The following is a 12188-nucleotide window of genomic DNA, read 5'->3' on the forward strand; positions in this document are numbered from 1 at the left end:
CGCGCAGCGGACCGCGTTCGGGCAGCGTGCTGCGACGACCGACGCGATCCACGCGGCCCCATCCGCGGAAACATGCGTGATCAGGGCTGATCGTTCCGCGCCGAGCGCATCGAAGAACGCGCCCAGGGTGGCCCTGTCCTGGCCGGGTGCGGCCCAGACCAGGCGCCCCGAATCGTGGTCGACGACCACAGTCAAGAACTTCCGGCCGCGCTTGAAGGAGACCTCATCGATCCCGATCCGGGTGAGCCCGGCGAAGGGATCATGGAGCTCTTCCGTGTCAGCCCACACCCGGGTGATGATCGCCCCGACCGTCCGCCATGCGATCCGCATCAACTGAGTTGCCGCGGTTTTCGAGGTTTGAGTGGCCAGCCACGCGACATATGAATCGAAGTGGCGGGTGTGGCCGGCCTGGTGCCTGGCCCACGGGACTGCGGCCACGATCACCCCGTGCTCCCGGCACGACACCCGCGGGGCATCCGCCTCCAGAAAGACCCGGGTCGAGCCGAAATCCAATCCCCGCCACCGGCGGCGCCCCGCCCCCTCGTCGTAGCGCGGGCAGCGTTTCTGGCAGCTCCCGCACCGGTTCCGCATCGACCTGGTCAGTCGCACCGACGCAACAAAAACGCCCGCTACGAGGTCGAGATCAACGTCCTCGACCACTGTCTTGTCGACACCGAGCAAAGTCCGCCATAAAGTTAGAGACCGCACGCCGTTTTCCCGCCTATAAAGTTTCTTTCCTTTGACAGTCAGAAACCTAGACAGGAAGCGGCGTGCGGCCGTTAAGGCGCTCCGAAACACCCACGGATACAGCAGGGGAGCCAGAATCTCCGTCGAATTGGTTCGACACCGGGCACTTCGCGTCACGGGTGAGGAACAGCGTCCACGGCGTGCCGTCAGCTCTGACTTGCCGAGGGCGACACCAGCGGTCGGCCAGGACTCGCTCCTTTAGGTCAGGCAGTTCGGCCCGAGCAGGCTCTTGAGCTCCCCGAACAGGTCGGCGCTGATCTTCACATGATGGGGCAGCTCGAACACTCGCGCCGTATGGCCCTTCACCAGCTTGATCCGCACCTCGGAGCTGCCGATGTGGCGGGTGATGACTTCGCCCAGCGCCGTCACAGTGTCGGTCGTGGCCCGGGATTCTGCCAGCGTGACGGTCAGCGTGCCGGTGTCCGAGGCCAAGCCGAGTTCGGGCGCGAAAATGCTGTACGCGTGCAGGTTCATGCCATCGTCGCGCAGGCTCACCCGGCCCCGCACGACCACGACCGCGTCGCTGACCAGGTCGGACGAGAACTCCTGATAGGCCTTGCCCATGAACATCACGGCGATCTCCCCACCGAAATCCTCGACCTGGATGATGCCGTATTGGTTGCCCGACTTCTTCGCGATCCGGTGCTGCACGCTGGTGATCAGCCCGGCGATGGTGACGGTGTCGGCATCCTGCGTCTGCTCCGATCCCACCAGGTCCACGATGGTCGTGCTGGCGTGCTTGGCCAGCGGGAGCTCTAGCCCGGCCAGCGGATGGTCGGAGACGTAGAGCCCGAGCATGTCGCGTTCGAGCGCGAGCTTCTCCTTCTTGCTCCATTCGGGACGGTCGGGAACCTGCTCGCTCTCTTGCGGGTCGTCGAAGAGGCTGTCGAAGTCGAAGCCGACCATGCCGTGCTGCTCGTCGCGCTTGATCTTGACGGCGGATTCGACCGCGGCTTCGTGGATCTCGAACATGGCCCGGCGGGTCGCGCCGAGCGAGTCGAATGCGCCGGCCTTGATCAAGGACTCGACCGTGCGCTTGTTCGCCACTGGGATCGGCACCTTGCGCAGGAAGTCGTGGAACGACTCGAACGCGCTCTTCTCGGTGCGGGCGGCGCGGATCGCGTCGACCACGTTGAATCCCACGTTGCGCACCGCGCCGAGCCCGAAACGGATGTCCGTGCCCACGGCCGCGAAGTACCCGATCGATTCATTCACGTCGGGCGGCAGAACCTGGATGCCCATCCGGCGGCACTCGTTCAGGTACAGCGCGAGCTTGTCGCGGGAGTCGCCGACGCTGGTCAGCAGCGCGGCCATGTACTCGGCCGGGTACTTCGCCTTGAGGTACGCGGTCCAGTACGAGAGCACCCCGTAGGCGGCCGAGTGCGCCTTGTTGAAGGCGTAATCGGAGAACGGCAGCAAAATGTCCCAGACGGTTTTCACCGCCTCCATGGAGTAGCCGTTGGCGACCATGCCGCCGGAGAAGCCCTCGAACTGCTTGTCCAGCTCCGACTTCTTCTTCTTGCCCATCGCGCGGCGCAGCAGATCGGCCTGGCCGAGAGAGAACCCGGCCAGCTTCTGCGCGATCGACATGACCTGCTCCTGGTACACGATCAGGCCGTAGGTGGTGCCGATGACGTCGGCCAGCGCCTCCTCGAGCTCCGGGTGGATCGGGATGATCTCCTGCTGGCCGGTCTTCCGCAGCGCGTAGTTGGTGTGTGAGTTGGCACCCATGGGGCCGGGCCGGTACAGCGCGATGACGGCCGAGATGTCTTCGAAATTGTCGGGTTTCATCAGGCGAAGCAGCGATCGCATGGGCCCGCCGTCGAGTTGGAACACCCCGAGGGTATCGCCACGGGCGAGCAGTTCGTAGGCGGCCGGGTCTTCGAGCCCCAACTCTTCGAGTACGGGCCGGTGCCCGCGGTTCACGGCGATGTTGTCGAGGGTGTCGTCGATGATGGTGAGGTTGCGCAATCCCAGGAAGTCCATCTTGATCAGGCCGAGGGCCTCAGAGGCCGGGTAGTCGAATTGGGTGACGACCTGGCCATCCGCTTCACGCTTCATGATCGGGATGATGTCGATCAGCGGGTCGGAGCTCATGATCACCCCGGCGGCGTGCACGCCCCACTGACGCTTGAGGTTCTCCAGGCCGAGGGCGGTGTCGAAGACGGTGCGGGCCTCGGGGTCGGACTCGATCACGGCGCGGAAATCGGCGGCCTCGCGGTAGCGCGCGTGGTCCTTGTCGAACATGCCGGTCAGGGGCACGTCCTTGCCCATGATCGCCGGCGGCATGGCCTTGGTGAGCTTGTCCCCCATACCGAAGGGGAAGCCGAGCACCCGGGACGCATCCTTGAGGGCCTGCTTGGCCTTGATCGTGCCGTAGGTGACGATCTGGGCGACGCGCTCCTCGCCGTACTTCTCGGTCACGTAGTGGATGACCTCGCCGCGGCGTCGCTCGTCGAAGTCCACGTCGAAGTCGGGCATGGAGACGCGGTCAGGGTTCAGGAACCGCTCGAAGATCAGCCCGTGCACGAGCGGGTCCAGATCGGTGATGCCCATGGCGTAGGCGACCATCGAACCGGCGCCCGACCCACGGCCGGGACCTACCCGGATGCCCTGCTGTCTGGCCCACATAATGAAGTCGGCCACGACGAGGAAGTAGCCGGGGAAGCCCATCTGGATGATGATGCCGATCTCATAGTCGGCTCGTTTGCGCACATCGTCCGGGATGCCGTTCGGGTAGCGCTTGGCCAGCCCGATCTCGTTCTCCTTGACGAACCAGCTCTCCTCGTTCTCCCCCTCCGGGCAGGGGAACCGGGGCATGTAGTTGGCCTTGGTGTTGAACTCCACCTGGCAGCGTTCCGCGATCAGCAGCGTGTTGTCGCAGGATTCCGGGTGCTCGCGGAAGAGATGCCGCATCTGCGCGGCGGTCTTCAGGTAGAACTCGTTCGAGTCGAACTTGAAGCGGTTCGGGTCGTCGAGGGTCGAGGCCGACTGCACGCAGAGCAGGGCCGCATGGGCGGTCGCGTCGTGGGCGTGGGTGTAGTGCAGGTCGTTGCTGGCCACGAGCGGCAGGTTGAGTTCGCCGGCGAGTTTGAGCAGGTCGGTCATGGTGCGGCGCTCGATGTCGATGCCGTGGTCCATGATCTCGCAGAAGAAGTTCTCCTTGCCGAAGATGTCCTGGAATTCCCCGGCCGCCTTCTTCGCCTCGTCGTACTGGCCGAGGCGCAGGCGGGTCTGCACTTCGCCGCCCACGCACCCGGTCGTGCCGATCAACCCGTCCGAGAACTCGGCGAGCAGTTCCCGGTCCATCCGGGGCTTGAAGTAGTACCCCTCCAGGCTGGCCTTGGACGACAGCCGGAACAGGTTGTGCATACCGGCCGTAGTCTCCGAGAGCAGCGTCATGTGCGTGTACGAACCGGCGCCACCGACGTCGTCACGGTTCTGACCGCTGGTTCCCCAGCGCACCCGGGTCTTGTCTCGTCGGTTGGTTCCGGGGGTGATGTACGCCTCGGTGCCGATGATCGGCTTGATGCCGGCCTCCGTCGCGGTTCGCCAGAAATCGAACGCACCGAACACGTTGCCGTGGTCGGTGATGGCGACCGCCGGCATCCCCTGCTCGATGGCCGCGTTGATCAGCGGTTTGACCCGCGCCGCGCCGTCGAGCATCGAGTACTCGCTATGCACGTGCAGGTGCACGAAGGAATCTGTCGATCCACCCGACTTATTCTGAGAGGACAAAACGGCTCCGAGGTGTTGTAATTGGGCGCTACGCGTCAGGCGTCGCGCAGCACGTCGAGGGCGTGCGCGAGGTCGGCCGGGTAGTCGATGGTGAAGGTGACCCACTCCCGAGTGTCCGGGTGGTGGAACGCCAGCTGCTTGGCGTGCAGCCACTGGCGGGTCAGGCCGAGGCGCGCCGTGATCGAGGGATCCGCGCCGTACATGGCGTCACCCACGCACGGATGTCGCTGGGCGGCCATGTGCACCCGGATCTGATGTGTGCGCCCCGTCTCCAGGTGCACCTCCACCAGTGACGCCGAGGGGAAGGCCTCGAGCGTCTCGTAGTGCGTGACGGAATCCTTGCCGCCGGCGATGACCGCGAACTTCCAGTCCGACCGCGGGTGGCGCCCGATCGGCGCGTCGATCGTGCCCGTGCTCGGATCGGGGTGACCCTGAACGACGGAGTGGTAGATCTTCTCGACCTCGCGGTCGTGGAAGGCGCGCTTGAGCGCCGTGTACGCGGTCTCCGACTTGGCGACGACCATCAGACCGCTGGTACCCACGTCGAGGCGGTGCACGATCCCGGCCCGCTCGCTGGCCCCGGAGGTGGCGATGCGGTAGCCGGCCGCGGAGAGCGCGCCGACCACGGTGGGACCGGTCCAGCCCACACTCGGATGCGCGGCCACCCCGGACGGCTTGTTGATGACCACGATGCTCTCGTCGTCGTGCACGATCGTGAGATCCGGCACTGGGATGGGCACGATCGCCAGGGCCTCCTTGGGCTGCCAGGACACCTCCAGCCACGCACCGCCGTGCAACCGGTCGGATTTACCGGCCACGACCCCGTCTAACGTGACTCCGCCGGCCTCGCAGACTTCGGCCGCGAAGCTGCGCGAGAAGCCGAAGAGCTTGGCGATGCCGGCGTCGACGCGGACTCCGGCGAGTCCGTCCGGAAGAGGAAGGGAGCGTGTTTCCATGGCGAGAATCAGGATGCTATCTGGGTGGGGGTGGATTCGGACGGGTCCGAGGCGTCGGTGCGGCGACCGTCGAGGCCGATTCCGCGAATGGTCAGATACATGAAGATGATCATGCTCGACACGATCGCCATGTCCGCCACGTTGTAGATGGCGGGGATCAGCCAGGGCGTGGAAATGAAGTCGATCACGTGACCGAGGCCGAAGGACGGCTCCCTCAGCAGCCGGTCGGTCAGGTTGCCGAGCACGCCGCCGAGCAGGAGCCCGAAGACGACAGACCAGGCCAAAGAGCGGATGCGCCCGGCGAACCAGACGATGAGCACCACCACGGCCACGGCGATGATCGAGAAGATCCACGTCATGCCGGCTGCCAGGGAAAAGGCAGCGCCCGGATTCCGGACGAAGTGCATTTGCAGCACGTCTCCCAGAACCCGGACGATGTCACCCTCGGTCAGTCTGCTGACGATGAGGTACTTACTGATTTGATCCAGAGCGTAAATCCCCAGGGCCACGACGGCCAGGAGGATCAACGCACCGGGGCGCTTCTTCGTTCGAACCTTAGGCGCCAAAGCTCTGGAAGCTCGACTTCGAAGCGTTGCTCGACTCGACCGGCGAAGTGGCGTCGAGGTCGCGCAGCTGGGTCTCGATGTAGCTCTTCAGCTTCTGGCGGTACTCGCGCTCGAAGGTGCGCAGATCGTCGATCTTGGTCTCGAGGACGGAGCGCTCCTGGTCGAGAATGCTGAGTTGCGCGCGCTGCTTGGCTTCGGCCTCGGCGACGAGACGGGCTGCGGTGGCGTGGCCTTCGGCGATAAGTGCATCGCGCTTCTCGGCACCCTCCTTGACATGCTCCTCGTGCAGGCGACGAGCCAGCTGGAGAAGGTTAGTCGTGCCGGCGGTCTCGTCGATGGGCCCGGCAACAACCGGTGCGGCCACGACGGCGGGAGCCACGACGGGCTCCGCGACGGCCTCGGGCGCCGGTGCGACCTCCGCTGCGCCGCCAGAGCTGACGCGAGCCTTGAGCTCCTCGTTTTCCGCAGTCAGTCGGCGAAGTTCAACGACGACCTCGTCGAGGAAGTCATCGACCTCGTCCTGATCGTATCCTTCGCGGAACTTAGTCGACTGGAACCGCTTGTTGACTACATCTTCCGGAGTTAGCGCCATGGCTTTCCACCCTTAAAACTCGAGTTGCGAACATTGTGTTTGCGTTCAACTAACGCTATCAAGGTCCGACGCGTAGTCGGACCGCGTCAGCCCGGCACGCCGTCGGACAAGAATACATGCCCAGTCCGGGGCGCGAGGTATCGGTCAGCGCATGAGCCCGGTGATCGACATGCCGACGATGACGCAGAGCATGGTGATGCTCCAGCCGAAGTCGAAGGCGATCGGGCCGACTCGAAGCGGCGGCAGGAGCCGGCGGAAGAACTTGATCGGCGGGTCGGTCAGGGAATAGGCCAACTCGATCACGACGAGCAGGGGGCCCTGCGGCCGCCAAGACCGGTTGACACTGCGTACGAGGTCGATGATGAACCGACCCCACATCACGAAGAAGTAGAGCAGGAGGGCGTAGTAGGCGATCGCACCGATCAGGCTGACGGCAAACACGGCGGTAACTACGACTGCGCGAAGAAGGACGCCTCGGCATCGGAGTCCTCCGCGGCATTGTCGCCGGACACGACAACGTGGGACGGGGAAAGCAGGAAGACCTTCGCCGTGACGCGCTCGATCTTCCCGTACAGACCCTGGGACAGACCGCTGGCGAAGTCGATCAGGCGGCGCGCATCGGCGTCGCTCATCTGAGACAGGTTGATGATGACCGGGATTCCATCGCGGAAGGACTCCGCGATCACCTGAGCGTCCTTATACTGACGCGGGTGGACGGTGAGGATTTCATTCATGTCTGAGGCAGCCACATTCTTCGGAGCGGAGGTCTTGCGCAGCGGTGTCACCGATGCGCGACCGGCCGAGGCGGGTGCGCCGGCGGTGTGTGACGACGACGCGGACGACGCGGCGTGCGAGGAATTCGGGGCGGAGTGGGGAGCAGCGGACTTCGATGCCGCAGCGCCGGTCGCCGTCGAGTGAGTGGCCGTCGATGCGGGCGCAGCAGTGGGCGCCTCGTACTCGAGTTCCTCGTCTGCCAGACCCAGGTAAACCATGGTTTTCTTGAGCGGGTTGGACATCTCGACCTCCGTGTTGGTGATTCTTCTTGTCCAGATTAACCGGATACCGGGCGATTCCCGGTGATTGCTGTGCCAATTCGAAGGTGTGTCGCCCCTTCGATGATCGCCTCCGCGTAGTCCTGGGACATGCCCATGGACAAGGATTTCGCGTTCGGCGCGAACTGCTGAATCTGCTCGCCCAGTTCGCGAACCCGGGCGAAGGATGGGCGCGGTTCGGCACCGAGCGGGGCCACCGCCATCAGCCCGATCAGCCGCAGTCCGGCCGTGGAGAGCACGTGCTCGACGAGCTTGGGCAGCTCCCCCGGAGCGACTCCGCCGCGAGACGGGTCATCCGTGAGGTTCACCTGCACGAAGCAGTCGACGACCGAATCCTCCGACGCCAATGCATCGACCAGTGATGCTCGATCCACGGAGTGGATGACGTCGGCGTAGGCCCGCACCTGCCGGGCCTTCTTCCCCTGCACCTGGCCCACGAAATGCCAGGTGAGGTCGAGCTGGAGGAGCTCGGCGGCCTTGGCCTGGGCTTCCTGGTGGCGGCTTTCCCCGAAGTTGCGCACGCCGAGGGCGGCAAGTTCCTGGAGGAGCGAGACGGGCTGGAACTTGGTCACGACGATCGTGGTGAGCTCCGCCGGGTCGCGCCCGGCGGCGGCAGCCGCGGCGACGATCCCACCCTGAACGGCGGTCAACCGTTCCGCGAGGCCACCGGCCCCGGGCCTGACCGACTCACTCATCTGGTTGCCATCGGCATTCTCGCTGCCTGCGGCACTACTTGAGGAAGTCCGGGATGTCCAGGTCGTCCGGGTCTTCCTCGAAGGCCGGGTCGGCCACTGCCGCACCGGGCTCGACGCCGGACCAGACCGACGAGGCCGCGGCATCCGTGTAGGGAGCCGAGTCGGTCGCGCCGACCGCCGCAGCACCCGCCGTGCCCACGCCCGCGCCGACCGCGACACCGGCGGCGACCAGGTCTGCGCGGCGCACCTCGACCGCCTTGGCACCGGGCTCACCGCCGTCGAATCCGGCAGCGATGACGGTAACCCGCACCTCGTCACCCAGGGTGTCGTCGATGACGGCACCGAAGATGATGTTGGCTTCCGGGTGCACGGCTTCCTGCACGAGGCGAGCGGCGTCGTTGATCTCGAAAATTCCGAGGTTGGAGCCACCCTGGATCGAGAGCAGCACGCCATGGGCGCCGTCGATCGAGGCCTCGAGCAGCGGGGACGCAACGGCGAGTTCGGCCGCCTTGATGGCTCGGTCCGCGCCGCGGGACGAGCCGATACCCATCAGCGCGGAGCCGGCACCCTGCATGACCGACTTGACGTCGGCGAAGTCGAGGTTGATCAGACCGGGGGTGGTGATCAGGTCGGTGATGCCCTGCACGCCGGCCAGGAGCACCTGGTCAGCCGTGGCGAAGGCCTCGAGCATGCTGATTCCGCGGTCGCTGATCTCCAGCAGGCGGTCGTTCGGCACGACGATGAGGGTGTCGACCTCGTTCTTGAGGGAGGCGACGCCGGCCTCGGCCTGAGCTTGGCGGCGCTTGCCCTCGAAGCCGAAGGGTTTGGTGACGACACCGATGGTGAGCGCGCCGATGGACTTGGCGATGCGGGCGACGACCGGCGCACCGCCGGTGCCCGTTCCACCACCCTCGCCGGCCGTGACGAAGACCATGTCCGCGCCGGCCAGAGCCTCTTCGATTTCTTCGGCGTGATCCTCGGCGGCGCGGCGGCCGACCTCAGGGTCGGCGCCGGCGCCCAGGCCGCGGGTGAGATCGCGGCCCACGTCGAGTTTGACGTCGGCGTCGCTCATCAACAGCGCCTGGGCATCCGTGTTGATGGCGATGAACTCGACTCCGCGGAGGCCGAGCTCGATCATGCGGTTGACGGCGTTGACACCGCCGCCACCGATTCCAACAACCTTGATGACTGCGAGGTAGTTCTGATTTGTTGTTGACACGTCCGGCCTCCGGTGGAACCCTAAACCTCTTGTCGAAGTTTAAAGTTATGCTGAGTATGCAATTCCTGCTTAGAAAGTTATGCGCCAGCCGAACAGGCTCGGGGAGGCGCGCCCGCGTGTCGCGAAGATCCAACCAAGATCTCAGCGGAGAACGGCGCTATCCGGGGAGGACACGTCGTACTCGCCGACGCTGCCGACCGGGTGGCTCACGATCAGGGCCGCGAGCACGACCGCCTTGAAGTCCGACTTCTCCGCACTCCCCCACACAACGCGCGCGCCGCCCACGAGCGTGAGGGTGACGTCGTCCGTGGTGGCGGCGGTGACGGTGTCGAGGGTGGAACGGATGTCTGCCGGCAGGGCCGCGATCACGGCAGCCGCCGCCCGGAAGCCGGCACTGCCGACCCCGGCCCGCGCATCGATCGTGGCGTACCCGGCGGGGCGCTCCGCGCTGCTCTGGATCACTACCCCGGCCGCGTCGACCAGGTCGAACCCGGACTCGGTCACGAGGGCGCCGACGGGCTCCCTCTCGACGACGCGCACGACGAGGGTGTTCGGCGGACGGCTCTCGGTGACGTAGCTCTGGATCAGGGTGAAGGCGGACAGCTCCTTTTGCACCGCGTCGAAGTCCACGAGCGGCAACGGCGTGCCCAGCTGGTCGTCGAGGGCCGATCGGATCTTCTCGGAGGGTACCCGGTTCGCCCCGACGACCTCAATGGTGCGAAGCGCCATCAGGGGCGAGAAGGTGCCGACGAGCACGAAGGCGACGAGCGCGGCCAGGGTGCCGAGCGCCGCCAGCCAGACGTTGCGCCGCCGACGGGAGCGCCAGGTGAAGCGGCGCACCTCCTCCCGTTCATAGAGTTTGCGGGCACGACGGGCGGCCCGGAGCTTGCGTCTGGCCCCGGCCGGAGTCAGCGCAGAGTCGCGGGGCTCCGTGGGTGCGAACGCGGACGAAGGGGAAGAGTCCGGCGCCCGCAGCCGGGACACGGGTGCGATCGTGTCGGCGGCGGGAAGCGTGATCGGCTCGGTATTCGTGTGGTCGCTGTGACCGCTCGACTGGCGTCCTCCCGGCTTGGGACGGGCTGTCTTCGCTGCGGCTGGCTTCGCCCCGGCGCTCTTCGCGGCGGTCGTCTTCGGCCCGCCGGTCCGCTCAGCGCCTGCCGGCGGGCGGTCGTAGCCCTCGGGCCGCTTCATGATCGTCGGCGGGTCATCCGCGCGCCTGCGTGAGCGAGGCGAGCAGCTGGGGAACGATCCGGTAGACGTCGCCGCAGCCGAGGGTGACGACGAAGTCGCCGTCCCGGGCGATCGAGGCGACGTAGTCGGCGGCCTCCTGCCAGTCGGGCACGTAGACGACCTTGCCGGCATCCGTGAACCGTTCGGAAACGAGGGCGCCGGTCACGCCGGGCTCCGGGTCTTCTCGGGCGCCGTACACGCCGAGGACGACGGTCTGGTCCGCCTTCTCCTCAAGCGTCTGGGCGAATTCCTGGGCGAACAGCCGAGTGCGGCTGTAGAGGTGCGGCTGATGCACGGCGATGATCCGGCCGCGGCCGACCACCGTGCGGGCGGCGGACAACGCCGCGGCCACCTCGGTGGGGTGGTGGGCGTAGTCGTCGTAGACGCTGACCCCACCCACGGTGCCGTGCAATTCGAAGCGGCGCTCGGTGCCGCCAAAACCCGAGATGGCGGCCAGGGACGCCTCCGGGGCGAAACCGAGGCCGACGAGCACCGCGAAGGCGCCGGCGGCGTTGATGGCGTTGTGCCGACCTGGGATTCGGAGGGTGGCGAAGTAATCGCTTCCGGCCCAGGCCACGCCGAAACGTACCGGTCCGTCGGTGACGACCGAGTGCACGCGCACGTCGGCCGCGGCGTCCTCGCCGAAGGTGATGACCCGTTTGCCGGCGAGCTTGCCCGTCACGCTGACCGCGCCGGCGTCGTCGGAGGAGATGACCACGAACTCGGTCGCGTTCTGTGCGAATTCGACGAACGCGGCCTCGAAGGCCTCGAGCGAACCGTAGTGGTCGAGGTGGTCAGGGTCGACGTTGGTGACCAGGGCGACGGCCGTGTTGTAGAGCAGGAACGAGCCGTCCGACTCGTCGGCTTCGACCACGAAGAGGTCGTCGGTGCCCGCGCCGGCCGACACGCCGAGCGATTCGATCACACCGCCATTGACGAAGCTGGGATGCGTTCCCAGGCCGAGCAGGCCGGTCACGATCATGCCGGTCGAGGTGGTCTTGCCGTGGGCGCCCGCGACGGCCACGAGGCGGTGCTTCTCGATCAGCCAGGCAAGCGCCTGGGAGCGGTGCAGCACGGGGAGGCCGCGTTCGTTCGCCAGCACGTATTCCGGGTTGTCCTGCCAGAGTGCCCCCGTGACGACGAGGCTGTCGGCTTCGCCGACATTCTCAGCGGCGTGGCCGATCGCGATGTGGGCTCCCAGCTCGCGCAGGGCGAGCACGTTGTCGGACTCGCGCACATCCGAGCCGGTCACGGTATGCCCGGCGGCGAGGAACAACCGTGCGATCCCACTCATCCCGGAGCCGCCGATGCCCACGAAATGCACCGTGCCGAGGTCACGGGGAATGGTGAGGTTCAGGTCGGGCTTGATCACGGTTGCTGGCTCTTCTCAGTC

The 12188-nt window shown here is 66.3% G+C and carries 11 protein-coding genes; all 11 read right to left on the bottom strand.

What is annotated here, in order from left to right; all coding sequences use genetic code 11:
• Positions 1-708 (bottom strand): transposase (locus tag E3N94_RS01010; protein ID WP_134569636.1); only part of this gene is annotated, 708 nt, incomplete at its 3' end.
• Between the two features lie 237 nt (positions 709-945).
• On the bottom strand, positions 946-4485 hold the full coding sequence (gene dnaE, locus E3N94_RS01015; protein ID WP_166790028.1) for a DNA polymerase III subunit alpha: 3540 nt from the start codon (positions 4483-4485) through the stop codon (positions 946-948).
• 35 nt (positions 4486-4520) lie between these two features.
• Positions 4521-5441 carry an RluA family pseudouridine synthase gene (locus tag E3N94_RS01020; protein ID WP_134569637.1) on the bottom strand — a complete coding sequence of 307 codons (921 nt, stop codon included), beginning with the start codon at positions 5439-5441 and terminating at the stop codon, positions 4521-4523.
• An 8-nt stretch (positions 5442-5449) separates the two neighbouring features.
• Positions 5450-6007, bottom strand: coding sequence for a signal peptidase II (gene lspA, locus E3N94_RS01025; protein ID WP_233191149.1), 558 nt, complete (start codon positions 6005-6007; stop codon positions 5450-5452).
• A complete protein-coding gene (locus E3N94_RS01030) occupies positions 5997-6599 on the bottom strand; it encodes a DivIVA domain-containing protein (RefSeq protein ID WP_104099513.1) in 603 nt (200 codons plus the stop codon). Before E3N94_RS01030 ends, lspA begins: the two co-directional genes overlap by 11 nt.
• Before the next feature lie 144 nt (positions 6600-6743).
• The gene (locus E3N94_RS01035; RefSeq protein ID WP_104099514.1) at positions 6744-7040 is read right to left on the bottom strand and encodes a YggT family protein; all 297 of its coding nucleotides are present in this window, start codon (positions 7038-7040) and stop codon (positions 6744-6746) included.
• 8 nt (positions 7041-7048) lie between these two features.
• A complete protein-coding gene (gene sepF, locus E3N94_RS01040) occupies positions 7049-7615 on the bottom strand; it encodes a cell division protein SepF (RefSeq protein ID WP_104099515.1) in 567 nt (188 codons plus the stop codon).
• 35 nt (positions 7616-7650) lie between these two features.
• Positions 7651-8346, bottom strand: coding sequence for a YggS family pyridoxal phosphate-dependent enzyme (locus tag E3N94_RS01045; protein WP_104194790.1), 696 nt, complete (start codon positions 8344-8346; stop codon positions 7651-7653).
• Positions 8347-8380: 34 nt separating this feature from the next.
• Entirely contained in the window at positions 8381-9565 is a 1185-nt protein-coding gene (gene ftsZ, locus E3N94_RS01050; protein ID WP_104099517.1) for a cell division protein FtsZ, read from the bottom strand.
• A 141-nt stretch (positions 9566-9706) separates the two neighbouring features.
• Complete coding sequence (locus tag E3N94_RS01055; protein WP_104099518.1) at positions 9707-10756, bottom strand: FtsQ-type POTRA domain-containing protein; 1050 nt, start codon at positions 10754-10756, stop codon at positions 9707-9709.
• A gap of 13 nt (positions 10757-10769) precedes the next feature.
• Positions 10770-12167: a UDP-N-acetylmuramate--L-alanine ligase gene (gene murC / locus E3N94_RS01060; RefSeq protein WP_104099519.1), complete on the bottom strand. Its 1398-nt coding sequence runs from the start codon at positions 12165-12167 to the stop codon at positions 10770-10772.
• Positions 12168-12188: the final 21 nt, after the last annotated feature.

It is taken from the genome of Cryobacterium sp. Sr3, assembly GCF_004402835.1.
GTDB lineage: Bacteria > Actinomycetota > Actinomycetes > Actinomycetales > Microbacteriaceae > Cryobacterium > Cryobacterium sandaracinum.

Coding starts and splice junctions, on each gene's coding strand:
- E3N94_RS01045 (WP_104194790.1), bottom strand. CDS start 8,346: ATGAGTGAGTCGGTCAGGCCCGGGGCCGGTGGCCTCGCGGAACGGTTG.
- sepF (WP_104099515.1), bottom strand. CDS start 7,615: ATGTCCAACCCGCTCAAGAAAACCATGGTTTACCTGGGTCTGGCAGAC.
- E3N94_RS01020 (WP_134569637.1), bottom strand. CDS start 5,441: ATGGAAACACGCTCCCTTCCTCTTCCGGACGGACTCGCCGGAGTCCGC.
- E3N94_RS01030 (WP_104099513.1), bottom strand. CDS start 6,599: ATGGCGCTAACTCCGGAAGATGTAGTCAACAAGCGGTTCCAGTCGACT.
- E3N94_RS01055 (WP_104099518.1), bottom strand. CDS start 10,756: ATGAAGCGGCCCGAGGGCTACGACCGCCCGCCGGCAGGCGCTGAGCGG.